A 26,268-nucleotide genomic window follows, 5' to 3' on the forward strand; every position below is an offset into this window, starting at 1 on the left:
GGATGCACATGCTTAATGCAATCAGCCAACAGCCGATCCCCATAACGGCAAGCTCGCCTAGCGAAGCAGCCAAACCCGCCAAGCCGACAGACATCTCAAATCCAAGCAGCGTGGAAACCCAGATTTCTCCGCTTGCGCGCCTGCTTGGCGACAGCATGTCCTTGATGAAACAGCGTGAAAGCACGCTGAGCCGCGGCGAAATGGCCGGCATCGCCAATTCCGCGCTGAACACGATTTGCGGCCCGGGCTACGATGCGCTCAAGTCCCTCCATTACCAGCAAAAACCATCCGATCCCGATCCGGCCAGACAGAAACTGGCGGCCGACGCCAACGCATTTCTCGAGGCGGATGGAAAAAACAGCCAACACGCGCTGAACCCGTTTGCCGGGCTCAGCCGCGAGGAGCTGGATGCGGTGGCGTCAGACGATAGCGGCCGCTACACCGTGAATGAACGACGCGCCGCTTATTTGGAGGCTTATGACATGGAACAGGCCTGGCGCCGGCAAGTCATGGCCGCGGGCCAGGCTGAGCGCGAGGCCACGGGGTCCCGGCGTCATTTCTACGAAGAAATATTGAATCATTACCAGGCCTTGCCCCCACTGGAACAATCCCTCTATCCGGCAAGCTACAGCCAGAAATTACAGGCCCATATCCAGAGAGAGCCGGCCGTCGAAGACGACAGTTTCGACTGGTACCAAAAATTTCCACTAGCCGCCGACAACAAGACCCCCACCTAATCCACTGACAAAAGACGATATGCACAAGATCACGCTTGCCGCTGCACTGCTTGGATTAAGTTCCAGCATCGCCCTTGCCGGCCCCACCGTTACCGTCACCTTCAAAAACCAGGGCAAAACCGATGTCCGATACCAGGTGATCGGCAAAAATGAAATCGAAACCCAGGCGAACGCCTCGCCGAAACCCGTCTCCGTAGTGCCGGCAGGCCGCAGCGACACTTACTATATCGCCAGCCCGCTCAGCCCTGACGTCAACTACGCCTTCGTTCGCTACACCGACGGCGCGCGCCAGTGCGAATTCCGCACCACCTTCGTCAATGCGCCCAAGCCCGGCGGCCTGTTGAACAATGGCGTGATTCCCAAAGTGCCGCAGTGGAACAAGACCGCCACCGGCAGCGGCGGCGCATTCTGCAATGCCGAAATCACCTACTACAACATGGCCACGCTGGAGTGGTCGGTCGAGTTCACCATGCGTTGAGGCGCGCAGCCGAGCAAACGCAAACGGCGGCGGTCATGTGACCGCCGCCGTTTTGTTTCGGCTCCAGCAGGCTTACTGCTCTCGCTTGTTCAGGAACAGCGTCAGGCTGAGGCCGCCTTCGCCATCGTTTTGCGACTGGATGTTCTTCAGGGTGATGCCGGACGGCAACAGCACGCTGATGCCGTGGCCGACGCCGTAGCGCGACAGCGTCTTCTCCAGTTGCTTGGCCACGCCCTTGGCCGGCAGCCTGGCTTCGTCGTCCAGCTCGAAGCCGTACGATTCCGCCGCGCTGCCCAGCGCCACCTCCACCTGCTCGCGCGGCACGAAACGCTCGGCGGCGGCGGTCAGCGCCTTGGCCTGCACCTCCTCCGGCTGGCTTTCCACCAGCGTCAGCAACTCGTCCTTGAAGCGAGCCTGCTGCATCGGGTCTTCGATCTCGCTGGACAACTGCTCCACCACGCTGGCCAGCATCTTGCTGCTGGATGCCTTGTCCGGCACCCGCAGCGCCTTCAGGAAATCGTCCAGCCAGAACTTGGCCTCTCGGCTCAGCCGGTCCACCGCGTACACGGTGGGACCGTGCTCCAGGATCAGCGCGCCCTTGTCGATCAGCCGCGGATTGATGCCGGAAGCGTGGCTGATGTCGAACACGCCGCCGCCCTCGATGATGGTGAGGAAGTCGTCGCGGATCTCGGACTTGAACACGCCCAGCGCGCGCACTTCGCGATCGCCGTCGGACAGGCCGGCGAACTGGATCACCAGCAAATCGCCGGCGCTGATATTAGGATGTTGCGAGCGGCCGTACAGATGCTTGGCGATGCGCTGCGACACCTCGAGGAAATCCACCTCCCCGCGGAAAAACTGGCGGGTGTAATGGTAGATCTCGTTCAGGTTGAGATCGGTCTCGTGGACGAACTGGTGCTTCTTGCGATCGGATACGATGCCTTTCAGGTAGCCGTCCAGCAGCAGGCCGGATACCGCCTCGTCCACCGCCGTGGTGCGCTCGGACAACTGCAGCGGCTCGCCGCGCGTGGGGTTGCCCACCCGATGCACCACCATGCATTCCACTCTAGATTCCGCTATCACCATCGCCGCGCTCCCGCAAAAGAATGCGCGATTATTGTCGCGGACCGCCGCCTTGGCAAGCATCCGCGCCCAGGCTGGCGGCCAGGAAATCCACCAGCAGCCTCACCTTGGGGCTGAGCTGGCGGTTGTGCGGATACAGCGCCCAGATGCCCTCCTCCTCTTCCGCGTAATCGGCCAGCACCTCCACCAGCGCGCCGCTCGCCAGATGCGCGGCCACGTAGTAATCCGGCAGCTGCGCCAGGCCCATGCCGCGTACCGCGGCCTCGGCCAGCGGCGCGGCCGTGCTGCAGCGCAGCCGTCCCTGGACGCGGAAGCTCTGCCGCTTGCCGTTCACCCGCAGATGCCAGCCCTCGTTGCCGATCTGCAGGCATTGGTGGCGCAGCAGGTCCTGCGGCCGCCTGGGCTCGCCGCAGCGGGCCAGATAGTCCGGCGACGCGCAGACATGGTGGCGGCGCTGCGCCAGCTTGCGCGCCATCAGCGAAGAGTCGGTCAGGCGGCCTATCCGTATCGCCAGGTCGTAGCCGTCGTGCACCAGGTCTTTCACTTGGTTGGACAGGTCCAGGCTCACCTCCAGTTGCGGGTAGCGCTGCATGAAATCCAGCACCAGGGGAGAGATGTGGCTGTGGCCGTAGGCCAGCGGGGCGGTCAACTTCAGTTGGCCCTGCGGCGCCGCCTGCAGCTGCGACACCGCCTGCTCGGCGTCGGCCAGCGACTCCAACAGCTGGCGGCAATGCGCCAGATACAGCTCGCCGGCCTCGGTCAGGCTGAGCTGGCGGGTGGTTCGATACAGCAGCCGCGCGCCCAGCCTTTCCTCCAGCAACCCCACTTGGCGGCTGACATGGGCAATGGAAATCCCCAGCCTCCGCGCCGCCCGGGTAAAGCTGCCGCTGTCGGCGACGGCGGCGAATTCCTGCATCCCTTCCCAACTGGCCATTTTTTCTCCATGGAAAAAATCATTTACTGATTTAGCCGATTATCGATTGAGCGCAAAAAAATACAATGGCCGATTACCCTAAAGACATCGCCTACGCGAACAAGGAGACGCAGATGAGCCAGGACATCATCCGCTGCAAGGCCGCCGTGGCCTGGGCCGCCGGCCAGCCGTTGAGCATCGAGGAAATCGAGGTGCATCCGCCCAAGGCCGGCGAAGTGCGCGTGAGGATGGTGGCCACCGGCGTCTGCCACACCGACGCCTACACCCTGTCCGGCGCGGACCCGGAAGGCGTGTTCCCCTGCATTCTGGGCCACGAGGGCGGCGGCATCGTCGAATCAGTGGGAGAAGGCGTCAGCAGCGTGGCGGTGGGCGATCACGTGATCCCGCTGTACACGCCGGAATGCCGCGAGTGCAAGTTCTGTCTGTCCGGCAAAACCAATCTGTGCCAGAAGATCCGCGCCACCCAGGGCAAGGGCCTGATGCCGGACGGCACCAGCCGCTTCTCCAAGGACGGCCAGCCCATCTACCACTACATGGGCACCTCCACTTTCAGCGAATACACGGTGCTGCCGGAAATCTCGCTGGCCAAGGTGAACAAGGCCGCGCCGCTGGAAGAAGTGTGCCTGCTGGGCTGCGGCGTCACCACCGGCATGGGCGCGGTGGTCAACACCGCCAAGGTCAAGACCGGCGACAGCGTGGCCATCTTCGGCCTGGGCGGCATCGGCCTGTCCGCCATCATCGGCGCGCGCATGGCCGGCGCCGGCCGCATCATCGGCATCGACATCAACGAGAGCAAGTTCGCGCTGGCCAAGAAACTGGGCGCCACCGACTGCGTCAACCCCAGCCATTTCGACAAGCCGATCCAGGACGTGATCGTGGACATGACCGACGGCGGCGTCGACTTCTCCTTCGAGTGCATCGGCAACGTCAAGGTGATGCGCGCGGCGCTGGAATGCTGCCACAAGGGCTGGGGCGAATCGGTGATCATCGGCGTGGCCGGCGCCGGCCAGGAAATCGCCACCCGCCCGTTCCAGCTGGTCACCGGCCGGGTGTGGCGCGGCTCCGCCTTCGGCGGCGTGCGCGGCCGCAGCGAGCTGCCGGACTACGTCGAGCGCTATCTGAAAGGCGAATTCCGCCTGGACGACTTCATCACCCACACCATGCCGCTGGAGCGCGTCAACGAAGCCTTCGACCTGATGCACGAAGGCAAGAGCATCCGTTCGGTGATCCACTACGCGGCGGAGCCGGCATGAATGGATTGCAGAAAATAGCCGACAGCCTGGCTTTCGGCGGCCACCAGCAACAATGGCAGCATGATTCTGAAACCTTGTCCTGCCGGATGCGCTTCAGCGTGTTCCTGCCGCCGGCGGCCGAACACGGCAAGCTGCCGTGGCTGCTATGGCTGTCCGGCCTCACCTGCACCGACGAGAACTTCAGCCACAAGGCCGGCGCGCAGCGGCTGGCGGCCGAGCTGGGCATCGCGCTGGTGATGCCGGACACCAGCCCGCGCGGCGAAGGCGTGGCCGACGATCCGGCCTACGATCTGGGCCAGGGCGCCGGCTTCTATGTCAACGCCGAGCGCGAGCCATGGCGCCGCCACTACCGGATGTACGACTACGTCAGTCAGGAACTGCCGGCGCTGCTGCGCCGCCATTTCCCGCTCAACGGCCGCTGCGCCATCGCCGGCCACTCGATGGGCGGCCATGGCGCGCTGGTCTGCGCCATCCGCCGGCCGCAGGACTACGTGTCGGCGTCGGCGTTCAGCCCGATCAGCCATCCCAGCCAGGCGCCGTGGGGCCGCAAGGCCTTCGCCGCCTATCTGGGCGACGACGAAGCCGCCTGGGCCGAATGGGACGCCAGCCTGCTGCTGGCAGAACGCGGCTGCCCGCTGCCGCTGAGGGTGGACATCGGCCTGGCCGACACCTTCCTCGCCGAGCAATTGCGGCCGGACGCGCTGCAAAAAGCCGCCCGCGCCGGCGATGCGCGGCTGGATCTGCACCGCCACGCCGGCTACGACCACGGCTACTACTTCGTCGCCAGCTTCATCGACCAGCACCTGCGCTTCCACGCCCGCCACCTGCTGGCCTGAGGCCGCCCCGGAACGCAAAAAAGCCAGGCTCGAGAGCCTGGCTTTTTTGTTCGCGTCTGGTGGAGGGAGAAGGATTCGAACCTTCGAAGGCTTAGCCGCCGGATTTACAGTCCGGACCCGTTGACCGCTGGGGTAACCCCTCCAAGAGCTGCGCATTTTATTAGCGCAGTCCTCCGCCGTCAAGCGGTCCGCGACACGCCGCCGCCGCCGCAAACCACGCCCCGAACCATTCACACCGCATGAATTGCAGCGTTTTCCGCTTAGAGCAAATACAGCGCCGCAGGCTTAGGACATGATGCCGTTCGCATTTCATGTCAACCACCCCCTCGCCGCCAAGACCACACCATGCGGAAAACCATGTCCAACCACGCCATCGCCTCGATCCCCCCCGCCACGCAGCCTGACGGCATGCAGCAACTCAGCGCGCTGCCGCTGCTGCAAGGCTTGCCGCAGCCGTTGCTGCTGCATCTGCAAAAACACGCACTGCCGCTGCAAGGCCGGCAACAGAAGCTCTTGTTCTGGAAAGGCGAACCGGCCAGCTTCATCGCGCTGGTGACGCAGGGCGTGGTGCACCATACCCTGGACGAGCCGGATGGCAAGGAAGTCATCATCGACCGCAGCCAGCGCGGCGAGCTGGTCGGAGAAAGCGCGCTGCTGCAAACCGGCTCGCGCAGCAGCAACGCCCTGCTCAGCGCCGATGCCAGGCTGCTGCTGCTGCACCAGCCGCATTTCGCCTTGCTGCAACAAGAACCCGTCTTCATGGCCCGAGTACAGGCCCAGTTATGCCTGCGGCTGCAGCGGCTGAGCAACTTCGTAGAAACCGTCTGCCTGTACCGGCTGGAAGCCCGCCTCGCCCGCCACCTGCTGGCGGAAATGGCGCTCAAAGGCCAAGCCGGGCCTGACGGCATCTGGCTGCCAATGCAATGCAACCAGAGCACCCTGGCCGCCATGCTCAACGCCAGCCGCCCCCGGCTCAACGCCCAGCTCAAGGAATGGCAGCGCAGCGGCTTGATCCAGCCATCACGCCGCGCCCTGCAAATCAAAGACCCGGAACGGCTGCGGCGTATCGCTCAGCAAAGTGGCGCGCCCCCCTGATTATTTAAATTATTTAATTTCATTTGTCACGCAAGAAACAGAATAAAGGCATGAATCCGGCAATCCTTTAGTTCCATTTGTCATTAAAGGCAATCAAATGAAACTCAAAAAGGATGAAAATGCCCAGTCGCCGCTGGCCGCCGCATGGCGGGAAATTCAGCCCAAGCTGCAACGCCGCGCCCGCCATCTGTGCAAGGGCGACAGCCACCGCGCCGACGAACTGCTGTCTGACACCGCGTTGAAAGTGCATCTGTATCTGCAGCACTCCGCCAGCCGAGTGCAAAACCTGGCCGGCTTCATTTTCCTGGTGCTCAACCACGCGTTCTTGGACGCCACTCGCCGCCGCGGCCGCGAAAACCGGGTGTTCGATCGCGATTGCGACTGGGATGCGGACCACATCATCGAATACGCCAGCGGCAACGCCACACCGGAACAGCAGCTGGATCTCAAACAGCAACTGGACGGCATGGCGCAAGCGCGCGCCGCGCTCAACCCGCAACAACAGCAGCTGTTCACGCTGAAATTCGAGCAAGACCAGTCCTATCCTGAAATCGCCAGCGCGCTGGGCATCAACCAGGCCTTGGCGCGCAAGCGCGTGGAGCTGCTGCGCAAGAAACTGCGCAACGAAATGGCCTGAGCTTGCGTTCACGCGCGCGCGGCGGCCGCGTCCCTATCGACAAGCGCCACGCCGCGCGCGCTCTCAACCACTTATCTCACAGGAAACATCATGGCAGACAACACCGCAGTCAACGGCCAGATCACCGACGCCGTCACCCAGACCAATGTCAAGGTGGTGGCCGAAGCGCCCGCCCAGGCCATCGCCTCGCTGTATCAGGTGGCCAGCCACTCCGCCGGCCTGTCGCTGCAAAACGCGGTGCATAGCCAGCAGGCGCTGAACCAGATCTCCAATGCGGTGGTGTCCAAGGCGGTCACCATGATCTTGTCGGTCGGCGAATAGGGCTGACCTCAACCAGGAGAATAAAGCATGGCCCTGAAAGACTTTTTCGCGTCCAAATCCTCTCCGGCGACGGACGCCGCGCCCGCAAGCGCCAGTCCTGCGCCTGATGCCAACGCCGCCGTTCCTCCCGCAACCGAACCACCTTCTGCGCGCGAAGCCGCGCCGCCGCCCAGAAGCGCGCTGGGCAAGCTGGACGGGTTGCTGGGCGGCCCGGATGGCAGCCCGGAAACCGGCGCGCTCAACAGCCAGATCGTGCAGGCGGTGCAACTGAGCAACAAGGAAACCGCCGCCTACGCCGCCAGCCAGATCGCGGTGCCGCCCAATATGATGATCACCCAGGCGAGCGGCCTGGTGGCGCAATCGGCCGCCAACTATTTTGACGGCGCCAGCAAGCTGGCGCTGGCCAGCAAGAGCGTGCTGCTGAAGAACATGACCGAGAAATTCGCGGCGGAAGACATCAAGGGCGCGGCGGAAGACGCGCTGGGGATTCTGATCACCGACCTGCTGGTCGGCACTGCCGCGGCGGTGGCAGCGGCGGCGGGAGCAATCGAAGGAGAAGGCGCCAGTTTTGCTTTGGACAAGATCGATCAGAGCTTGGAGAAATACCGGACGCTCTTGAATCACGAGCAATCCGTCAAGTAAGACCGAATAAATCCCTCTTTACTCTATTAACGGCTTTGTTGCATAAATCAAAAACATGCCAAGAAATTACTGTGTTTTTGTAAAAAGTTGCGTTTATATGGCGGTAATTTTCAGTAACTTATCAGACAAAAAGCGCAATTAATTTCATTAATACAACAAAGCCTCTATTAACCACAAAAAACACACAATCGGATAATAACCCCTACATGAATATGCCAGAAGGAGCACCCGTACCATGAAAAACATCATATGCATGATCATCACAGATAAAGGTGATTATGATATATATGAATCATCCATTTCGCTATTCCACAAGCTAACCAAAATAAAGGAGGAAAATACAATTCTTTATCGAATTAGCTATACAGAAGAACATGAAAAATGGATAGAACTAGGCGACAAGATTGTTATTGAAAAAGTACTCGAATCATTACCCAAGGAAGGTTTAGATAATTCAATTAATCTATACATTAATGCACATGGCGCCAATGATGGCAAAATAAAAAATAGCCCTCCTGGAGAATGGGCAAAGGCGATAATTGAAAAAACACCATTAAAAGAATTTACATTTCAAAAAATAGTTTTTCTAGCATGTCATCAAGGACGGAAATTAGATGACAAGGGTAAAGAAAATATAGAGAATATATTAAGCAACATAGCCGAGTACAGCATAAAAAAAATTACCCTATACACAGGCGCGATGACCATATTCAGTGCACGAAATCTAAATTTCGTACAGGATTTAAAACAACTCACACCAAGATACTTGAATAAAGAAAAATTGAGCGAAGAACATATAAAAAAAATAGAAGAAATAAAAAAAGTAGAAGGAAATATTGACGAAATAGAAGTAAAACATTTCAACAAAGAACAGATAAAAACAATAGGCACAATAATAAAAGCAGAAGGAAATCTTGGCAAAATAAAAAATATACATTTGAAAATTATTCAAAACATTAAAGATACTAAATTATTAAAAGACATATTTGAAGATAAAAAATACTGGAGCAATGAAGAAGCGACAGGTAGAACCTTTTCATACAAGCTCTCTACATACAACGAGAAATTTGAAAATATTAAAGACCTATTGGGCCATGCAGAAACTGAGAGCAAGGACAAATATATAATTGGCAGACGAATATCCATGCAAACAGATGATAAAAATCAATTTCACATCCACGTCCCCATCCTAAAGGATAAGAGTATTGATAAGCTGTATTTTTCCGACAAGAAAACAGATGCCAAGTCCTTTCTTTCAGAAATCAAGAATGGAAAAATGTCTGAATACAATATGAAAGGGAAAATTATTTGGGAAATAAATGAAGAAGCCGTCAAACAAATCTAAATGAAATAAATATATATACAAGAATGGAGAAGATCAAAAAATAATCATACCTTTTAAAATTACCAATCCAAATAGGCATAATTTCAAATCCGTACCAGAACATTTTCCACCCAAATGGAGATCTCAATGGGAACTACCTTTTTCGATACCATTTTCAATCTCATGATTGAAAATAATTTGATATCCGCCTCGCAAATCAACATCCTGTTGCGTAGCGATCCATTGCAAAGCAAGCAGCTGTTGGAATATACCAATGCCGGCGCCAAAATAATTGACGACAATCGCATTTCATTCATGGTTTGTTTCTTCAATGCATTGAATGGCATGGGTGCGAAATACAATGAACCTGGTTGGAATTTCGACAATGTCAACATGCCCGCCTCACACATCGATTCGGTGAAAAAGCATTGCAACCGCATCATGCAGCTGGCCATGACCACCGCTTTCGAACCTCAGAAAGCCATGAATGGCCTGCTGGCGATGATGTACGAGACCAATCCCAGCCGCGCGCAGCCAAACTGACCCCCGCGCCAGGCGGCCGCGCGACCGGCCGCCGCCCTGCTTTCTCCCCTTCACGCCCTCCTCTCTAAATCGTCCTCCCTACGGCCACGCCGCTGCGGCGCCAGCCATAGCAGCTACATGCTGGCCTTTGCAACAACCCGCGAGCGCAAGCGCAACGCCGCCAAACATGGCGACGCTAGCAAGCTTCGCATTCACCCAACCCAAGGAGCCAACATGAGCGAACCATCTCTCGCCTCCGGCCTGCGCGACATCGCGCAAGAGTATCTAGGACGGGAGCTTCAGGAACAGGAGCAACAACAGTTGCTGCAGTTTCAGATCAGCCTGCAGACGCAGCATCCCGCCGGAGAGAGCTCGCAGCTCGTCAGGCAGGCGCAGCAGGTCATTGAACAGGGCGGCGCCCGCACCCGATCGCAGATCCAAAACATCCTGGAGTCGATCCAGCAAAGCTCGCAGCAGGCGCTGCAAGTGCAAAAGAAGGAAGAGCAGGCCATCGTCAAGCTGCTGGAAGGCAGCCAGGCGCTGGCGGACCTGCGCCCCGGCCAGTTGAAGTCCGGCATGGCCGGCTTGCAGCCCGGCAGCCAGCTGGCGCTGACGCAAATCGCCGAACTGCTGGCCAACCTGGCGAAGAAGGAAGTGGAAACCTGCTTCAACCAGTACTTCGGACCGCTGACCCAGCAGCTGCGCGATGTGCTGGAACGCCTGCAGACGCCGCCAAGCATGCCGGCCGCCGCCCCAGCGATGGACGAAACCGCCGGCGACATTCACATCGACTCCGCCGCCGCGTCCCCAGATCAGCACGACGCGCAAGCTGACGCTCCCGCGGAAGCGCCGCGGAAAAACCAGCGGCATCGTGCCGATCCTTCAACCTGAAACACCAGGAGTTAACACATGGCATTCCCGACTTCCGTAAACGACCAGATCACCGACGCCGTCACCCAGTCCAACGTCAAGGTGCTGGCCGAATCCCCGGCGATGGCGATGGGCTCGCTGTTCCAGACCATGGCCCACTCCACCGGCATCCTGTTCGAAAACGCCATCTCGGCGCAACAACAGCAAAATACGCTGACCCAGGCTTCCACCAATATGGGCGTGATGCAGATCTACAGCATGGACACCATGGCGGGCGCGGCCGGCACCGAGAAAGTGTCGCAAGGCGGCATCGCCGACAACCTGACCAGCCTGCTGACAGTTCTGCAGTCGTTCCGCCGCTAAGCCGTCGCCAGCACAGGAACTAGACAATGGCCTATCCCACCGCGGTAAACAACCAGATCACCGACGCCGTCACCCAGACCAACGTCAAGGTGCTGGGGGAAAGCCCCGCCATGGCCATGGCGGCGATGTTCCAGACCATGTCCCACTCCACCGGCATCCTGTTTGAAAACTCCACCGCGGCGCAGCAACAGCAGAACACGCTGTCGCAAGCCGCGGCCAATACCGGAGTGATGCAGGTTTACAGCGTGGACACCATGGCCGACGCCGCCGCCACCGAAAAGGTCAGCCAGGCGGGCTTGCCGGACCACCTGACCGGCATGCTGACCGCGCTGCAAGCCTTCAAGCCGCGCGGCTGATTTTGGACCCCAATCATTCATTTAGGAGACTTTCATGGCATACCCCACCGCAGTCAACAACCAGATCACCGACGCCGTCACCCAATCCAACGTCAAAGTGCTGGGCGAAGCGCCGGCCATGGCGATGGGCTCGATTTACCAGACCATGGCCCACTCGACCGGCATCCTGTTCGAGAACGCGGTGTCGGCGCAGCAACAGCAAAACACTCTGGCCCAAGCCGCGGCCAACCAGGGCGTCATGCAGATCTACAGCATGAACACCATGGCCGGCGCGGCCGCCACCGAGAAAGTGGGGCAAGGCGGCATCGCCGACAACCTGACCAGCCTGCTGACCGTTTTGCAAAGCTTCCAGAACCGCAGCGGCTTGTAAGCCTCCCCGGCATCTCTCCTCTGCAGTGTTTTCGCCCCGGCAACGGGGCTTTTTTTCGCCCGGCCCGCGCCTTCACGGCCGCTCGCGCCCGGCGTTCCATCAAGATCCGGCGCGCGGCTTGCCGCTCCCGTTTCCACCAAACCGTTCATTCACCGAGACGCCATGGGTACTGCCGACCAGGATACTCTCCCCACCGCGCCGCCGCCGGGCATCCTGCGCGGCAGCATCCCAGAACTGGGCAAAAGCCCGGTGCACCTGTTGTCCGCCATCGTGGCGCTGGCCGCCGACAAGCTATGGGACCTGCTGCTGCTGGACATGGCCAAGACGATGGCGTTGCCGGACAAGATCCGTTTCTTCTTGCTGGCCGGACTGCTGTTGCTGCTGCTCACCACAGCCAGCGCCGCGCTGACCCAGCGCTGGGTGGATGGGGACGATACCGGCATGGCCCTGGCCAAAGGGCTGGCCATGGGGGTGCTGGCGGGTCTGCCATACTCATTCGGCACCACCGAATTGGGGCTGATCTTCATAGGCTGGTCAGGCATCAACGAGTTGCAGAAGTTGGAGAAGTAGGCTTCATCACCACTCAGGAGACCCAAACCATGCATTCCAAACATTCGTTTGCGCGCCTGTCGCGCGCCTCGCCCTGGCTGGCGGCCCTCGCCGCAGGGCAGGCGCTGGCCGCCAGCGCGCCGCCCTTGCCCGCGCTAGGCGCCGATCCCACGCAGAACACGGTGTCGGGCTTGTCGTCCGGCGCCTTCATGGCCGCGCAATACAGCGTCACCTATTCGGCCAGCGTGGCCGGCGCCGGCATCGTCGCCGGCGGTCCCTTCTATTGCGCCGGACTCAACAAGCTGGGCGGCCCCGACCGCTTCATGATGACCGCCAGCAACCAGTGCATGCGGCCCCAGGGCGCGGCGCCCTCCGGCGCCGCCGCTTGGAAGGAGGCCCAGCTATTCGCCAGGCAGGGCGTGATAGATCCGGTGGATAACATCAAGCGCCAGCGGCTATACATTTTCACAGGCCAGGCCGACAGCGTGGTGTATCCCAAGGTGGTGGCTCAGACTCGGGCGTTCTACCTCAGCGCCGGCGTGTCGCCCTCCCAGATCCGCTACGTCGACAACGTCAACGCCGGCCACGCGCTGCTCACAGCCAACCCCGGCGACGAAGCCTGCCCGGCCAACGTCTCTCCCGCCGCCGGCAGCACCAAGACCAACCTCAACAACTGCGGCTTCATGCAATCCCGAGACATCCTCGGCCAGTTGTACGGCGACCTGAAGCCGCCCGCAGGCCGGCTGGGAGGCGAGCTGCTGGATTTCGATCAGACCAAATTCGGCAAAGGCGCGTATACCGGCCTGTCCGACGTCGGCCACGTTTACATCCCCGCCGACTGCCGCCAGCAAACCTGCCGGGTGCATGTGGTGTTCCACGGCTGCACCCAGGAGGACAGCCGCATCGGCAACCGCTATTACACCAGCACCGGCTTCAACGAAGTGGCGGACAGCAACCGGATCGTGGTGCTGTATCCGCAGATCCGCACCGACCGCAAGCGAAATCCCCAGGGCTGCTGGGATTTCTGGGGCTACAGCAGCGCAAACCCGTCCAAACCCGATTACTACACCCGAACCGCGCCGCAGATGTCGGCCATCCGCGCGATGGTGGAACGACTGAACGCGCCGCGTCCATGATAAGGAAAAACGTTATGGAACCTCATCCGCTGAACGCCTGGCTGCAAGGCGGCGAGGCCGGCTGGCAGGCCTGGGCGCCCTTGCTGCGCCAGTTCTCCTTCGCCGGCATTCCCCACCACGAGCGCTGGAAAGCCGGCCTGCGCAGCGGGCTGGAGCAGCGCCAGAACCTGGGAGACTGGCAGCGCGGCGAAAGCCAGCAATGGCGAGAAGCCTGGCGGCGGCACCTCGACGCCGACGGCTGGCTGGACTACTGCCAGCAATGCCAGGACATCGGCCAGCAGTTCGGCCAACAGTTGCTGAACTGGAACCTCAAGCTGGCGCAACAATGGCGGCAGCAAAGCTACGAACTGCTGCGCAATCTGCTGGACTCCCGCGGCGGCGCGGATGACCTGCTGGCCTTCAACGCCCTGCAGCAAAGCGTCAAGGAAACCATGGGCGTGCATCAGGAGGACCTGCAGCAGTTGCTGACCGGCTTCTCGCCGGCCCTGCAAGACTGCCTGCAGCAATTCCTGACGCCCAAGGCCGATCCCTCCGCCTCCTGACCTTCTGCCGGTCGGCGCGCCGCGCTGACCGGCTTCAACTGCCCGCCCCTTCCCCGCTCCGGCATACTGTCGCTTCCCATTCGCCAACGCCCGCGTTCACGACGCCACGACCTCCCCATCCCTACGATACTCGCCCGCCCTGCGGCGGCGCGCCCTCTATTCCGCACAAGGACTCCCCCCATGCACATCAATGCCGCCGGTCTCAGCCTGATCAAGCAATTCGAAGGACTGCGCCTCATCGCTTACCAGGACGCTGTGGGCATCTGGACCATAGGCTACGGACATACCGGGCCCGACGTGGCGCCGGGCAAGGCCATCACCCAGCCCCAGGCCGACCAACTGCTTCAAAACGATCTGGCGCGCTTTGAAAGCGGCGTTTCCAACTTGGTCAAGGTGCCGCTGAACGCCAACCAGTTCTCGGCCCTGGTCAGCTTCAGCTACAACCTGGGGCTGGGCAACCTGCAAAGCTCCACGCTGCTGCGCTTGCTGAACCAGCGCGACTACGCCGGCGCGGCCGGACAATTCCCCCACTGGGACAAGGCCGGCGGCCGTGTCCTGCCGGGCCTGAGCCGGCGCCGCCTCGCAGAGCAGGCGCTGTTCCAGGCCCCCGCCTCCTGATCGTCACAAGCCATCTTTCCGCGCGTTCCTGCAAACAGCCCGCCGGCCTGGCCCACGGGCTGTTTTCCCTTCCATCCGACGGAGACGCGCCATACAAGAAGAACTGAACCACCTGCACGACACCGCTACCCAATTGCTGGGCGAACACCTGGGCAATTGGGCCGAATCCTTGCTCAACGCGGGAGGCGGCCATTCATCGAGGCGCTGCACGCGCTGCTGACTGTGCGCGCCGCGCTGGCACCGCTGGTAGGCAATGCCCAGGACGCCAGCCATGGCTGACCAGACGCTATCCCCCGCCCTGCGCCAAACGGCCGAGCAATATCTGGGCCGGCCGCTTGAAGCGCAAGAAGAACAGCAATTGCTCCTGCTGCAGCAAAACATCCAGAGCCAGCAACCCGCCCTTTCCGGCGCCGTGCAGCAAGCCAGGCAGCAGCAGAACACGCTGGCGATGGCCGCCGCCAACCAGGGCGTGATGCAGATTTACAGCCTGAACACCATGGCCGGCGCCGCCGCCACGGAAAAGGTGGCCCAGGGCGGCATCGCCGACAACCTGACCAGCCTGCTGACCGTGCTGCAAAGCTTCATCAACCGCTGATTACCCGCAACGCTCCGCGGTCTTACCCCTTCGCCCCGGCAACGGGGCGTCTTTTTGGGGGGCATCGAAACCGGCGGCCACCGCCTCGATCGCCGCTCGCACCCGCGCAGCTTTCTGCAGGTCCGGATGTGGCACCCGCCACATGTCAACCGGATCGGTCCGCTCCGGCCACATCGGCTCCAACCCGGACTCATGGCCGGCAAGGAAGCAGGACAGCATGGCGATGCCCATGCCGGCCAGCGCGGCCTGCCTCGTCGTCAACTCCGCCTGGGCTGCCCGCCGGCTGCCGCTGACGCGGCCAGCGGAAGACCAAGCCGGCGCCGGAATCAGAAGAACACGCGCCGGACTTCGGCCTCCCCATGCCGCCGCAGGCAGAAGCGGCGGCGCTGCGCGGTCTCGCGTTGAAACAGAATGGGGTACAGGCGGTAGAGGTATCGCATCGCCAGCCTCGCTTTCTTGAAAATGCCGTTGTCGATGCGTGCTAGGATAGTTTTCAAATCACTGCGGATAAACGGTGAAATCCGGAAAGATTGTCCTGATATGAAAACAATGCCCTCGCCAGACAATCTGCTGGCCTTCGACGCGCTGGCGCGCGCCGGCAGCTTCACCGCCGCCGCCGATCTGCTGGATTGCCACAAGAGCCTGGTCAGCGCGCGGATCAAGGAACTGGAGCGGGAAATGGGCGCGGCGCTGGTGCTGCGCACCACGCGCAGGGTGGCGCTGACCGAGGCCGGCGAGCGGCTGCGGCCGCACGCGGCCCGGCTGCGCGAAACGCTGTCCCAGGCGCGGATGGCGGTGGATGAAACCCAGCAGGACATGGCAGGCCCGCTGACCATCAGCACCACCTCGTCGCTGGCCCAGTACGTGCTGGGCCCGATCCTGAGCGAGCTGGCCGCCCGCCATCCGGCGCTGCGGCTATCGCTGCAGGTCAACAACCAGCTGCAGGACCCGGTGGCCGACGTGCTGGATTTCTGTCTGCGCTCGGCAAGGATGGGCAAGCTGCACGACGACAGCCTGGTCGGCCGCCTGGCCGGCTACGCCAGCGAGCATCTGTACGCGTCGCCCGGCTATCTGGCGCGCCACCCGCCCATCCTGCAGCCGGCCGATCTGCAGCGGCACCGCTTGCTGCTGATGCCGGACGAGCAGCTGGGCGGCCTGGCGCTCCAGCGCGAGGGCCGCTCGCTGCGCCAGCCGGTGGAGGCCCAGCTTTACCTGAACCATTACCCGCTGCGGGCGGAGCTGGCGCTGGCCGGCCAGGGCATCACCCTGCTGGCCGACTACACGGTGGGGCGCTACCTGGCGCGCGGCGAGCTGGCCAGAGTGTTGCCGGAATGGCAGTGCGACCATTGGCCGATCTACTTGGTCCATCCCTTCCGCACGCCCTTGTCGCGCAAGTACCAGACCTTCATCGACTTCGTCTTGCCCCGGCTGCGGGCGGCGCTGCCCGGCATCGCCGAAACCACCGAGGCTCAAACCGGCCGCGCCAGCATCACCCGGTAGAACTCGACGAAGGCGCGCGCCGCCGCCGGCGCGTGGCGGCCGGGCGGGAACACCGCGTAGACGCCGCCCTTGGGCAAGGTCCATTGCGGCAGCAGGTGGATCAGCCGTCCCTGGCGCAGATCCTCCTGCACGCTGAACGAATCCAGCACCGACATCCCGGCTCCGGCCAGCAGCAGCGAGCGCAGCGAGGCGGCGGAGTCCACCTTGATCCGCGCGCGCATCCGCACCGTCTCCTCCCCGCCGTCCCTGCCGGCGAAGCGCCAGGTCAGCGGCGTCTTCAGCAGCGTCAGCGCCACCCAGTCGTGCCCGGCCAACTCGCCGGGGTGGCCAGGCACGCCCCGCTCGCGCAGATAGGCCGGCGACGCCACCAGTTGCTGGGCGAACTCCCCCAGCTTCAGCGCCCTGAGCGAGGAATCGCGCAGCGTCCCCAGCCGAATGGCCAGATCCATGCCCTCGGCCACCAGGTCCACCATGCGGTCGATCGCGTGCAGCTCCAGCTGCAAGCCAGAATGTTGACGGACGAACTGGGTGGCCGCCGGCGCGACGGACTCCGCCATATGGCTGACCGGCGCGGTCAGCCGCAACGTGCCGGACAGCTCCGCCGAACCGTGGCCGGCCTGCAGCAGCGCGTCGCGCAAGGCGGCCAGCGCCGGCTGCGCGTCCAGGTACAAGGCCTGGCCGGCTTCGGTCAGCTTCACCCGCCGCGTGGTGCGGGTGAACAGCGTCGCGCCCAGTTGCGCCTCCAGCCTGCCCACCTGCAGGCTGACGTTGGCCTTGGTCATCCCCAACCGCTCGGCGGCGGCGGTGAAGCCGCCGGCCTCCGCCACCGCCACGAAGATCTGCAGCCCTTCCAGATTGTTCTCTACGCCTCTCGCCATATCAACTGTCAATTTTTCAATAACAATCAATTATGGTTTCAGCCGTTTATCGGATCAATCGAAAAGCGCATCATGCATTCCATCAGCGCTGCGACGCGGCGCCTCAAACCCGATACCCAAGCAAGGAGTCACCCCATGAAAATCGCACTGATCGGCGCCAGCGGCTATGTCGGTTCCGCCCTGTTGAAAGAAGCCCTGTCCCGCGGCCACCACGTCACCGCGCTGGTTTCCCGCCCGGAACGCCTCGAAGCGCAAGCCAACCTGGCCGCCGCCAAAGTCGACGTGCAGGACAGCGCCCAGCTGGCCGAACAACTGAAGGGCTTCGACGCCGTGCTCAGCGCCTTCAGCGGCCACGCCCAGGCCGAGCAGTTCGACTATTTCGTCAAGGGCATCCGCTCCATCATCGCCGCGGCCAAGGCCGCCCAGGCGCCGCGCCTGTTGGTGGTCGGCGGCGCCGGCAGCCTGGAAGTGGCCCCCGGCGTGCAGCTGGTGGACACGCCGGAATTCCCGGAACAATGGAAGGCCTCGGCGCTGGGTGCCCGCGAAGCGCTGAACCTGCTGCGCGCCGAAACCGAGTTGAACTGGACCCTGCTGAGCCCGTCGGCGATGCTGGAGCCGGGCCAGCGCACCGGCCAATTCCGCCTGGGCAAGGACCAGCTGCTGGCCGATGCAAACGGCGACAGCCGCATCTCGGTGGAAGACTACGCCGTCGCCATGATCGACGAGCTGGAAAAAGGCGCGCATCCGCGCAGCCGCTTCACCGTCGGCTACTGATCGTCCGCCGGCAAAATCAAACCGCTCCCCTGGGAGCGGTTTTTCTTTGCGCAAGCGAAGGCTTACAGCTTGAAGCGGGACACCAGCCCCTCCAGCGACTGCGACAAGCGCTCCAGATCGGCCACCACCTGGCCGGCGCGGCCGATCTCGGCGTCCGACTGCAGCGCCTGCGACGACATCTGCTCGGCGGCGCGCGCCATGTCCTCGGTGGCCTTGGACTGCTCGCTGGCGGCGTCGCGGATCTCGGCCGCCTGGCGCACCACCAACTGCATGCTGGACTGGATTTCGGAGATCTGGCGCTGCGCCTCCTCGGCCAGCTCCACGCCGCCCTGCACCGCGCCGTAGGTCTGCGCCACGCGCTCCCGCGCCTGGCCCGAGCCCTGCTGCATGCCGCCGACCATGTCGTCGATCTCCACCGTGGCCTGGCTGGTGCGCTCGGCGAGCTTCCTCACCTCGTCGGCCACCACGGCGAAGCCGCGGCCCTGCTCGCCGGCGCGCGCCGCCTCGATCGCCGCGTTCAGCGCCAACAGATTGGTCTGATCGGCGATGTCCTTGATCACGCCGGCGATGCTGCCCACTTGGGCCGAGCGGCGCTCCAGCTCCTCCATCACCGTCTTCACCTCGTCCATCGACGATGCGACCGAGCCGATCTCGACGCTGACCTTGCCCACCGCCTCCGCGCTCTGCGACGACAGCGCGCCGGCCTGCTGCACCGCCTCGGCGGTGCCATGGCAGTTGCCGGCGATGTGGCTGACGCTGACCGACAGCTGCTCGATGGTGGCCGCCGTGGTTTCGCTGAGGTCGGCATTGTGGCGCGAACCGGCCGACAAGCGCTCGGTCATCCGCGCCAGCTCGCCGGCGCTGCGGTGCAGCTGACCGCTTTGTTCGCGCACCTGCTGGAACATGCCGCGCAGCTGCTCCATGAACTGGTTGAACGCCGCCGCCACCTGGCCGGTTTCGTCGCGGCTGTCGGCCGGCAGACGCATGGTCAGGTCGCCGTGGCCGGAGCTGAGCGCGCGCATCGCGTCGCGCAGCTGCACCAGCGGCCGGCTGATGAAGCCGGACACCTGCCAGATCACCAGCAGCGACAGCAGCAGCACCACCGCGTCCACCGCCGCCACCCACCAGATGGTGCGCGTCACCGCGCCATACACTTCGCCCGCGTCCATCTCCACCACCACGAACCAGTCGGCGTTGGGCATATAGCTGGAGGCGGCGATGGTCGGGCCGTTCGGACCGTCGAAATGCGCCAGGTTGAAGCCGGATTTGTTCAGCAGCTGCGGCGCGATCGCCGACAGGCCGGGTAGGTCGGCCAGCAGGGTTTTCTTCTGCATCGCCGCCGGATCGCGGTGCAGCCGCACCTGGCCGGCGGCATCCACCACGTAGACCTGGCCGCGCTCGCCCACCGCCATCTTGCGCACGCGCTCGGCCATCTGTGTGACGTCGAAGCCCAGCGCCGCCACCGCCCTGTGGCCGGTCTGGCCCTTGTTGGCCAGCACGTTGACGAACATCATCACCTGTTGCTTGCCGGTTTCCGAGCCCAGCGTGAACTGACTGTCGCGGCCGGAGGCCAGGAAGTCGGCCAGCCACTTGTCGTTGCCCTTGGGGTCGGCCTTGACGGTAGCGTGATCGATGTAGATGTTGAGCGTGGCTTCGGAGGTCCAGGAGATGATGGACGCGCCGGAAGTCTGCATCAGCGCCTTGGCGTAGCGCTGCCAGGGGCCGACGCCCGACTCGGGCTCGCCGGCGGCGGTCCAGTCCAACAGATAGGTATTGGCCGCCAGCTGGCGGGTCTGGCTCAAGGGCAGCGCGATGGAGGCGTCCAGTTCGTTGCGTATGCCCTCCACCGTCGCCTTCAGCTCATGCTGCTCCAGGCGCTCGGTCAGCGCCGACTGGAACATGCGGGTGGACACCGTGCCGGCGATGGCCAGCGCGATGAGCAGGATCAGCGCGACGCTGACCAGGATTTTCTGTTTGACCGACCAGTTCTTGAACATGCTTGCTGGCTTCCCAGGAAGAGACGAAGAAAGTCCGGCGCCGCGTGGCGCCGCATCCGCGCATAGTGCGCCCGGCCATGCGGGGCGGTGCTGAGCCGGATCAAGCGCCGTCTCCATCTGAAAAGCATGCCGCCGCAATAGCGGCGGCAATTGTAACAAGCTCTTATGTTTTCGACATGTGGAAAATTTCCTGCCTTACTTCTTCATGTGGAATCATTGCCACAGCTCAGCGCGGCAGACGGCGAGCCGGCTCGCTGTCGTGCAGGAAACGGGTGTAGATGTCTCGCGGCGGCTGCAAGCCGCACTCTGCCAGGACGCGGCCCACCGCGCCGCGATGGTAGCCGCCGTGGGTGATCGCCTGCATCAGCATTTCGGCGCGGCTCATCCTGCCGTGGCCGCCGTCGGTGAAGGTGAAATCGACGTTCTCGGCGAGTTCGGCATCGCTCAGGCCGCTGGCGTAGCCGATGTACCAGGCGTTGGTTTCGCGCGCCGCGGCCAGCAGGTCGGCCAGCTCCGGCGTGTCCGGCGTGTTGGTGCCGGCGTAGCCGTGCGGCCGGCCGGTCAGATTGCCGGCGAAGATGCGATCCACCACGTGGATGTGGTTGAGGATGCGGACGGCGAGATGGCGCTTGTCCGGATGGGCGTCGCCATCCAGCCGGGCCGTCAGCGCGTGCAGCTCTTCATCGGCCCAGGCCTTGTAGCGGAACAGCGAGGGGAACAGATCGGGAAGACTCATCTTGCGGCCTTTTGCGCGCGCGGCGCTTGCGTGGGACAAGTTTCCCATTGTCTCACACCGGACTTTCCGATGTCATTCCGTCCCGTAAGCCGCCAGGAACACCCTGACCGCGTCCGCCACCCTGCCCGGCCGCTCCGAAGCCGGCGCCAACTCGTCGATCAGGCCGGTCATCATCGCCGCCTGGCATTCCGACTGCAGCAGGCCATGGAAATGCATGGCGGCGGTCCACGGCGACGCCTCGCGCAGCCGGCCGGCCTGCATTTCCGCCGCCATGAAATCGGCCAGCCGGGTCCAGCCCATCTTGGGGCCGTTTTCGTAGAACAGCCTGCCCACTTCGCTGCGGCTGCCGCCGCCCATCACGATCGCATGCAGCGCGCGCAGTTCGGGGCTGAACAGATTGTCGAGGAAGGCCATGCCGAAAGTCCGCAGCACCGCCTCCAGATCGCCGCCCGGCTGCAGCTTGACATAGGACGACGACAGTTCCGCCGTCAGCGAGCGCATCACCTCCAGGAACAGAGCCTCCTTGGAGGGGAAATAATTGTACAGCGTGGCCTTGGAGCCGCCGGCCCGGGCCGATATCTCGGACATCGACGCCGCCTCGTAGCCGCGTTCGACGAAGACTTCGGTCGCCGCCGCCACCAAGCCCAGGCGCTTGTTTTCGCTTTTTGTGCGCATATCCATCCTTAAAACTGAACAGTACAGTTCAAATTTTCTTGACAAGAAATCACGTCTCGCCATATAACCATACCGTACCGTACAGTTAAATCAAAACATTACCGGACAGAGACGATGAGAACCGCATATTTCCGCTGGCAGCCGCTGCCAGCAGCCGGCCTCTCCGCAGCGCTGGCGCTGATGGGAGGCTGCGCGACGACGCCGGACATGGGTCCGGCGCCGCAGATCAAACCGCTGCAACAATACCAGAATACGCAAAGCCTGCCCGCCTCGGACGGCGTCTGGGCCGACGAGCAATGGTGGAAAAAATACGGCGACGCGCAGCTGAACGCGCTGATGGACGAGGCGCTGAGCCAGGCGCCCGACCTCGCCGCCGCCCGCGCCCGCGTCGAACGCGCCGAAGGCCTGGCGCAGCAGGCCGGCGCCGCGCGGCTGCCCGGCGTGGACCTCAACGCCGCTATCAACCGCGACAAGCAAAGCTACAACAACGGGATGCCGGCGCCGGCAGGCTTCAACACCAGCGCCCGCGGCACGCTGGATTTCAGCTACGAGCTGGACTTCTGGGGCAAGAACCGCGCGTCGGTGGCCGCCGCGACCTCGGACCTGACCGCCGCCCGCGCCGACGCGGCTCAGGCCAGGTTGATGTTGACCGCTTCGCTGGCCGCCGGCTACGCCGAGCTGGCGCGCTTGTTCGCCGAGCGCGACGCCGCCGCCCAGGCGCTGGACGTGCGCGAGCACACCGCCAGGCTGATGCTGCAACGCTGGCAGCAAGGCATGGATACCCTCGGCGTGCTGCGCCAGGCGGAATCGCGCGCAGCAGCCGCCCGCGCCGACCTGGCCGCCGCCGATGAAAGCATCGCGCTGCAGCGCCACAGCCTGGCCGCGCTGATCGGTGCCGGACCCGACCGCGGCCTGGCCATCGCCCGCCCCGCGACTGGCTTGTTTCGCGAACAGCGGCTCCCGGCCGCGCTGGCGGCCGAGCTGCTGGGCCGCCGGCCGGATCTCTCCGCCGCCCGGCTCCGCGCCGAAGCCGCGGCCAAGCGCATCGACGCCGCCCAGGCCCAGTTCTACCCCAACATCAATCTCACCGCCTTCGTCGGCGCCCAGTCGCTGGGGCTGGACCTGTTCGCCAAGAGCGGCTCCGGCATAGCCGGCATCGGCCCGGCGATCAACCTGCCCCTGTTCCGCGGCGGCCAGCTGCAAGGCCAATACCGCGCCGCGCGCGGCGATTACGACGCCGCCGTCGCCAGCTACGACGCCACCCTGAGCCAGGCGCTGCGCGAAGTGGCCGACGCCGTCGCCAGCCAGGCCGCGCTGACGCCGCAGCTGCTACAGCGCCAGGACGCGCTGACGGCGGCCGACGAAGCCTACCGCGTCAGCCAGAACCGCTTCGACGGCGGACTGGCCAATTACCTGGACGTGCTCACCGCCGAAGACAGCGTGATCGCCGCCCGCCGCGGGCTGGCCAATCTGCAGGCCCGCCGCTTCTCGCTGGATGTGGCGCTGGTCAAGGCGTTGGGGGGCGGATACCAGCAAACCGAACAACAGGCCGCCCGCTGAGAACCTGCTTACGATCTCGCGAGCGAGAGCGAGACAAGGCGAAAACGGTTGAGGAAGCGGAATGTACATCCGGTACATGAGCATTCCGAAGGCGTACTCACCGTGTTAGACCTCACGAAGCGCAGCAGATCGTAAACAGGTTCTGAGACCGTCGGCAAACCCACATCTGGACTACCCATCATGAGCGAAAACGCACAAGCCCTGCCGGCCTCCGCGGCGCCCGCCGCCGCCGGCCATCCCCTGCAACGCAAGAAGCTGTTCACCCTGCTGTTCGGCGCCGTCGCCGCGGCGGCCGTCGCCTACGGCGGCTACTGGACGCTGGTCGGCTCCCATTACGTCAGCACCGACAACGCCTATGTCGCCGCCGAGATCGCCCAAGTGACGCCTGAAGTGGCCGGCACCATCCAGCAGGTGAAGGTGGTCGACACCCAGGCGGTGAAGGCCGGCGACGTGCTGGTGGTGCTGAACGACAGCGACGCCAAGCTGGCCCTGGCCCAGGCCGAAGCCGACCTCGCCCGCGCCGAGCGCCGGGTGAAGGGCTACTTCGCCAACGACGAGGGCCTGAGCGCACAGGCCCAGGCCCGCAGCGCCGATCAGGCCCGCTCCGCCGCGCAGCTGGCCTCGGCCCGTGCCGATCTGGAACGTGCCAAGCTGGACCTGCAGCGCCGCCAGGCGCTGGCGAAAAGCGGCTCGGTATCCGGCGAGGAGCTGAGCAACGCGCGGAACGCCTTTGCCACCGCGTCGGCCAGCCTGAAAGCCGCCGAGGCAGCCAGCCAGCAAAGCGCCGCCAATTACCGCGCCGCCGTCGGCAGCCTGAAGGCCAACCAGACGCTGACCGCCGACACCACGGTGGACGACAACCCGGAAGTGGCGCTGGCGCGCGCCAAGCGCGACCAGGCCAGGCTGGACCTGCAGCGCACGGTGATCCGCGCCCAGGTGGACGGCGTGGTGGCCAAGCGCCAGGCCCAAGTGGGCCAGCGGGTGCAGGCCGGCACGCCGCTGCTGTCGGTGGTGCCGCTGCAAAACGCCCACGTCGACGCCAATTTCAAGGAAGTGCAGCTGAGCAAGGTGCGCGTCGGCCAGCCGGTGGAGCTGACTGCCGACCTCTACGGCAACAAGGTGGTCTACCACGGCAAGGTGGCCGGCCTGTCCGGCGGCTCCGGCGCCGCGTTTTCGATGATTCCGGCGCAGAACGCCACCGGCAACTGGATCAAGGTGGTGCAGCGGCTGCCGGTGCGCGTCGCGCTGGACCCGGCCGAACTGAAGGCCCATCCGCTGCAGGTGGGGCTGTCGATGGAAGCCACCATAGACGTCAGCGAGTGAGGCCATCATGTCTAGCGCGAATCCGGCGGCCGGCGGCATCCAGCGGCCGCTGACCGGCAATATGCTGTGGCTGGCGGCGCTGGTGCTGGCCGCCGCCAACTTCATGGTGGTGCTGGACACCACCATCGCCAACGTGTCGGTGCCCAATATCGCAGGCGGCCTGGCGGTGTCGTCCAGCCAGGGCACCTATGTCATCACCTCCTACGCGGTGGCCGAGGCCATCATCGTGCCGCTGACCGGCTGGCTGGCGGCGCGCTTCGGCACCGTGCGGCTGTTCGTCGGCGCGATGCTGCTGTTCGGCCTGTTCTCCATGCTGTGCGGCCTGGCCGGCTCGCTGGAGACGCTGGTGCTGTTCCGCGTGCTGCAAGGCCTGGCCGGCGGCCCGCTGATGCCGATGTCTCAGACCCTGCTGCTGCAGATTTTCCCCAAGCAGAAAGCCGGCGCGGCGATCGGCCTGTGGAGCATGACCACGCTGGTGGCGCCCATCATGGGCCCCATCCTGGGCGGCACGCTGTGCGACCAGGCCAGCTGGCCGTGGATCTTCTACATCAACGTGCCGATCGCGCTGGGCTGCGGCCTCCTGGGCTGGAACCTGCTCAAGCGCTACCAGAGCCAGGTGTTCAAGCTGCGGATAGACGTGATCGGGCTGGCGCTGCTGATCGTGTGGGTGGCCTCGCTGCAACTGATGCTGGACAAGGGCAAGGAGCTGGATTGGTTCGCCTCGCCGGCCATCGTCGGCATGGCCATCGTGGCGCTGGTCGGCTTCGCCGCCTTCCTGATCTGGGAGCTGACAGATGCCCAGCCCATCGTCGACCTCAGGGTGTTCCGCCACCGCGGCTTCTGGGCCAGCGTGCTGACCATCTCGCTGGCGTTCGGCTCGTTCTTCGGCGCCACCGTGCTGACGCCGCAGTGGCTGCAGGCCTATATGGGCTACACCGCCACCCAGGCCGGCTACGCCACCGCGATGAGCGGCGTGCTGGCGGTGATGGTGGCGCCGATCGCCGCCCAGCTGTCCTCGCGGATGGATCCGCGCAAGCTGGTGTTCTGCGGCGTGATGTGGCTGGGCTGCGTCACGCTGTACCGCAGCTTCTCCACCACCGACATGGGCTTCTGGCAGGTGGCGCTGCCGCTGTTGTTCCAAGGCCTGGGCATGCCGTTCTTTTTCGTGCCGCTGACCGGCCTGGCGCTGGCCAGCGTGGAGCCGGCGGAAGTAGCGTCCGCGGCCGGCCTGATGAGCTTCATGCGCACGCTGTCCGGCGCCTTCGCCACCTCGCTGGTGACCACCGCCTGGGACGACAAGGCCAATTACAACCATGCCGAGCTGGTCGGCATGGTGGACGGCGGCGGCGACGCGCTGCGCGCGCTGACCGGCGGCGGCCTGTCCGACAGCGCGGCCTGGGGCACCATGGAACAGATGCTGCAGGCGCAAAGCATCATGCTGTCCACCAACCAGATCTTCTGGCTGGCGGGCCTGTCCTTCGTTGTCGCCGCTTGCGCGATCTGGCTGGCGCCCAGGCCCAGCCGCGTCGCCGACACCAGCCAGGCCCACTGAGTTTCTCGACCC

At 63.6% G+C, this 26,268-nt stretch carries 33 protein-coding genes and 1 tRNA gene; 25 read left to right on the forward strand and 9 right to left on the reverse strand.

Translation table 11 applies throughout. The features are described 5' to 3' along the window. Positions 1 to 8: 8 nt before the first annotated feature. Entirely contained in the window at positions 9 to 737 is a 729-nt protein-coding gene (locus tag DK842_RS05625) for a hypothetical protein (protein WP_145963974.1), read from the forward strand. A 19-nt stretch (positions 738 to 756) separates the two neighbouring features. Continuing rightward, positions 757 to 1,215 carry a hypothetical protein gene (locus DK842_RS05630; RefSeq protein ID WP_114060554.1) on the forward strand — a complete coding sequence of 153 codons (459 nt, stop codon included), beginning with the start codon at positions 757 to 759 and terminating at the stop codon, positions 1,213 to 1,215. A gap of 72 nt (positions 1,216 to 1,287) precedes the next feature. Here the strand turns inward: DK842_RS05630 and DK842_RS05635 are convergent, their stop codons facing one another. Together DK842_RS05635 and DK842_RS05640 are read right to left on the reverse strand one after the other, a co-directional pair. Next, entirely contained in the window at positions 1,288 to 2,301 is a 1,014-nt protein-coding gene (locus DK842_RS05635) for a nucleoid-associated protein (RefSeq protein ID WP_114063632.1), read from the reverse strand. Positions 2,302 to 2,329: 28 nt separating this feature from the next. After that, positions 2,330 to 3,232 carry a LysR family transcriptional regulator gene (locus DK842_RS05640; protein WP_114060557.1) on the reverse strand — a complete coding sequence of 301 codons (903 nt, stop codon included), beginning with the start codon at positions 3,230 to 3,232 and terminating at the stop codon, positions 2,330 to 2,332. A 113-nt stretch (positions 3,233 to 3,345) separates the two neighbouring features. Between DK842_RS05640 and DK842_RS05645 the strand changes: the two genes are divergently transcribed. Together DK842_RS05645 and fghA are read left to right on the forward strand one after the other, a co-directional pair. Continuing rightward, positions 3,346 to 4,485: an S-(hydroxymethyl)glutathione dehydrogenase/class III alcohol dehydrogenase gene (locus DK842_RS05645; RefSeq protein WP_114063633.1), complete on the forward strand. Its 1,140-nt coding sequence runs from the start codon at positions 3,346 to 3,348 to the stop codon at positions 4,483 to 4,485. Positions 4,486 to 4,490: 5 nt separating this feature from the next. Continuing rightward, entirely contained in the window at positions 4,491 to 5,321 is an 831-nt protein-coding gene (fghA, locus tag DK842_RS05650; RefSeq protein WP_408608693.1) for an S-formylglutathione hydrolase, read from the forward strand. Between the two features lie 57 nt (positions 5,322 to 5,378). On the opposite strand, the gene DK842_RS05655 is transcribed toward fghA, so the two are convergent. After that, a tRNA-Tyr gene (locus tag DK842_RS05655) sits at positions 5,379 to 5,464 on the reverse strand. Between the two features lie 202 nt (positions 5,465 to 5,666). On the opposite strand from DK842_RS05655, the gene DK842_RS05660 reads away from it, so the two are divergent. From DK842_RS05660 to DK842_RS23820, 16 genes are all read left to right on the forward strand, one after another. Next, positions 5,667 to 6,416, forward strand: coding sequence for a Crp/Fnr family transcriptional regulator (locus DK842_RS05660; protein ID WP_198414639.1), 750 nt, complete (start codon positions 5,667 to 5,669; stop codon positions 6,414 to 6,416). Positions 6,417 to 6,513: 97 nt separating this feature from the next. Next, on the forward strand, positions 6,514 to 7,053 hold the full coding sequence (locus tag DK842_RS05665; RefSeq protein WP_114060563.1) for an RNA polymerase sigma factor: 540 nt from the start codon (positions 6,514 to 6,516) through the stop codon (positions 7,051 to 7,053). Positions 7,054 to 7,143: 90 nt separating this feature from the next. Beyond that, a complete protein-coding gene (locus DK842_RS05670) occupies positions 7,144 to 7,374 on the forward strand; it encodes a RebB family R body protein (protein WP_114060565.1) in 231 nt (76 codons plus the stop codon). 27 nt (positions 7,375 to 7,401) lie between these two features. Further along, positions 7,402 to 8,016: a hypothetical protein gene (locus DK842_RS05675; protein WP_198414640.1), complete on the forward strand. Its 615-nt coding sequence runs from the start codon at positions 7,402 to 7,404 to the stop codon at positions 8,014 to 8,016. Positions 8,017 to 8,251: 235 nt separating this feature from the next. Continuing rightward, positions 8,252 to 9,361, forward strand: a complete 1,110-nt coding sequence (locus DK842_RS22895; protein ID WP_145963975.1) for a hypothetical protein — start codon at positions 8,252 to 8,254, stop codon at positions 9,359 to 9,361. A gap of 126 nt (positions 9,362 to 9,487) precedes the next feature. After that, a complete protein-coding gene (locus DK842_RS05690) occupies positions 9,488 to 9,883 on the forward strand; it encodes a hypothetical protein (protein ID WP_114060572.1) in 396 nt (131 codons plus the stop codon). Between the two features lie 213 nt (positions 9,884 to 10,096). Further along, on the forward strand, positions 10,097 to 10,753 hold the full coding sequence (locus tag DK842_RS05695; RefSeq protein WP_114060575.1) for a hypothetical protein: 657 nt from the start codon (positions 10,097 to 10,099) through the stop codon (positions 10,751 to 10,753). A gap of 18 nt (positions 10,754 to 10,771) precedes the next feature. Continuing rightward, positions 10,772 to 11,095 (forward strand): RebB family R body protein, encoded by a 324-nt coding sequence (locus tag DK842_RS05700; RefSeq protein WP_114060577.1) that lies wholly within the window; start codon positions 10,772 to 10,774, stop codon positions 11,093 to 11,095. Positions 11,096 to 11,121: 26 nt separating this feature from the next. Then, a complete protein-coding gene (locus tag DK842_RS05705; RefSeq protein ID WP_114060580.1) occupies positions 11,122 to 11,451 on the forward strand; it encodes a RebB family R body protein in 330 nt (109 codons plus the stop codon). A gap of 34 nt (positions 11,452 to 11,485) precedes the next feature. Then, positions 11,486 to 11,821, forward strand: a complete 336-nt coding sequence (locus DK842_RS05710) for a RebB family R body protein (protein WP_114060582.1) — start codon at positions 11,486 to 11,488, stop codon at positions 11,819 to 11,821. A gap of 162 nt (positions 11,822 to 11,983) precedes the next feature. Then, positions 11,984 to 12,391 (forward strand): hypothetical protein, encoded by a 408-nt coding sequence (locus DK842_RS05715; RefSeq protein ID WP_114060585.1) that lies wholly within the window; start codon positions 11,984 to 11,986, stop codon positions 12,389 to 12,391. Positions 12,392 to 12,420: 29 nt separating this feature from the next. Continuing rightward, a complete protein-coding gene (locus DK842_RS05720) occupies positions 12,421 to 13,506 on the forward strand; it encodes an extracellular catalytic domain type 2 short-chain-length polyhydroxyalkanoate depolymerase (RefSeq protein WP_114060587.1) in 1,086 nt (361 codons plus the stop codon). 14 nt (positions 13,507 to 13,520) lie between these two features. Next, the gene (locus DK842_RS05725) at positions 13,521 to 14,048 is read left to right on the forward strand and encodes a hypothetical protein (protein WP_114060590.1); all 528 of its coding nucleotides are present in this window, start codon (positions 13,521 to 13,523) and stop codon (positions 14,046 to 14,048) included. A gap of 180 nt (positions 14,049 to 14,228) precedes the next feature. After that, positions 14,229 to 14,666, forward strand: a complete 438-nt coding sequence (locus DK842_RS05730) for a lysozyme (RefSeq protein ID WP_114060593.1) — start codon at positions 14,229 to 14,231, stop codon at positions 14,664 to 14,666. 156 nt (positions 14,667 to 14,822) lie between these two features. Beyond that, positions 14,823 to 14,945 (forward strand): hypothetical protein, encoded by a 123-nt coding sequence (locus tag DK842_RS24050; protein WP_269779785.1) that lies wholly within the window; start codon positions 14,823 to 14,825, stop codon positions 14,943 to 14,945. Further along, a complete protein-coding gene (locus DK842_RS23820) occupies positions 14,938 to 15,261 on the forward strand; it encodes a hypothetical protein (protein ID WP_232538602.1) in 324 nt (107 codons plus the stop codon). Before DK842_RS24050 ends, DK842_RS23820 begins: the two co-directional genes overlap by 8 nt. Here the strand turns inward: DK842_RS23820 and DK842_RS05740 are convergent, their stop codons facing one another. Continuing rightward, on the reverse strand, positions 15,262 to 15,522 hold the full coding sequence (locus tag DK842_RS05740; protein ID WP_145963976.1) for a type 2 periplasmic-binding domain-containing protein: 261 nt from the start codon (positions 15,520 to 15,522) through the stop codon (positions 15,262 to 15,264). Positions 15,523 to 15,587: 65 nt separating this feature from the next. Then, positions 15,588 to 15,758, reverse strand: coding sequence for a hypothetical protein (locus tag DK842_RS23345; RefSeq protein ID WP_168191823.1), 171 nt, complete (start codon positions 15,756 to 15,758; stop codon positions 15,588 to 15,590). Between the two features lie 43 nt (positions 15,759 to 15,801). Here DK842_RS23345 and DK842_RS05745 point away from each other — a divergent pair, with 43 nt between their 5' ends. Further along, positions 15,802 to 16,761, forward strand: a complete 960-nt coding sequence (locus DK842_RS05745) for a LysR family transcriptional regulator (protein WP_114060600.1) — start codon at positions 15,802 to 15,804, stop codon at positions 16,759 to 16,761. On the opposite strand, the gene DK842_RS05750 is transcribed toward DK842_RS05745, so the two are convergent. Beyond that, on the reverse strand, positions 16,731 to 17,639 hold the full coding sequence (locus DK842_RS05750) for a LysR family transcriptional regulator (protein WP_232538603.1): 909 nt from the start codon (positions 17,637 to 17,639) through the stop codon (positions 16,731 to 16,733). The genes DK842_RS05745 and DK842_RS05750 overlap by 31 nt on opposite strands. 135 nt (positions 17,640 to 17,774) lie before the next feature. Between DK842_RS05750 and DK842_RS05755 the strand changes: the two genes are divergently transcribed. Further along, positions 17,775 to 18,413 carry an NAD(P)-dependent oxidoreductase gene (locus DK842_RS05755; protein WP_114060602.1) on the forward strand — a complete coding sequence of 213 codons (639 nt, stop codon included), beginning with the start codon at positions 17,775 to 17,777 and terminating at the stop codon, positions 18,411 to 18,413. A 62-nt stretch (positions 18,414 to 18,475) separates the two neighbouring features. On the opposite strand, the gene DK842_RS05760 is transcribed toward DK842_RS05755, so the two are convergent. The 3 genes from DK842_RS05760 to DK842_RS05770 all read right to left on the reverse strand — a co-directional run bounded on the left by DK842_RS05760 (position 18,476) and on the right by DK842_RS05770 (position 21,821). After that, complete coding sequence (locus DK842_RS05760; protein ID WP_168194818.1) at positions 18,476 to 20,410, reverse strand: methyl-accepting chemotaxis protein; 1,935 nt, start codon at positions 20,408 to 20,410, stop codon at positions 18,476 to 18,478. Positions 20,411 to 20,636: 226 nt separating this feature from the next. Continuing rightward, on the reverse strand, positions 20,637 to 21,146 hold the full coding sequence (locus DK842_RS05765; RefSeq protein ID WP_232538604.1) for a DinB family protein: 510 nt from the start codon (positions 21,144 to 21,146) through the stop codon (positions 20,637 to 20,639). A 72-nt stretch (positions 21,147 to 21,218) separates the two neighbouring features. Then, the gene (locus DK842_RS05770; RefSeq protein ID WP_168194819.1) at positions 21,219 to 21,821 is read right to left on the reverse strand and encodes a TetR/AcrR family transcriptional regulator; all 603 of its coding nucleotides are present in this window, start codon (positions 21,819 to 21,821) and stop codon (positions 21,219 to 21,221) included. Positions 21,822 to 21,935: 114 nt separating this feature from the next. Between DK842_RS05770 and DK842_RS05775 the strand changes: the two genes are divergently transcribed. The 3 genes from DK842_RS05775 (at position 21,936) to DK842_RS05785 (ending at position 26,256) form a co-directional block, all read left to right on the forward strand. Then, positions 21,936 to 23,381 carry an efflux transporter outer membrane subunit gene (locus tag DK842_RS05775; RefSeq protein ID WP_114060606.1) on the forward strand — a complete coding sequence of 482 codons (1,446 nt, stop codon included), beginning with the start codon at positions 21,936 to 21,938 and terminating at the stop codon, positions 23,379 to 23,381. A 180-nt stretch (positions 23,382 to 23,561) separates the two neighbouring features. Then, the gene (locus DK842_RS05780; RefSeq protein WP_198414641.1) at positions 23,562 to 24,704 is read left to right on the forward strand and encodes an HlyD family secretion protein; all 1,143 of its coding nucleotides are present in this window, start codon (positions 23,562 to 23,564) and stop codon (positions 24,702 to 24,704) included. 7 nt (positions 24,705 to 24,711) lie between these two features. Further along, the gene (locus DK842_RS05785; protein ID WP_114060607.1) at positions 24,712 to 26,256 is read left to right on the forward strand and encodes a DHA2 family efflux MFS transporter permease subunit; all 1,545 of its coding nucleotides are present in this window, start codon (positions 24,712 to 24,714) and stop codon (positions 26,254 to 26,256) included. Positions 26,257 to 26,268 lie beyond the last annotated feature (12 nt).

The sequence above is a fragment of the Chromobacterium phragmitis genome, from assembly GCF_003325475.1.
GTDB lineage: Bacteria > Pseudomonadota > Gammaproteobacteria > Burkholderiales > Chromobacteriaceae > Chromobacterium > Chromobacterium phragmitis.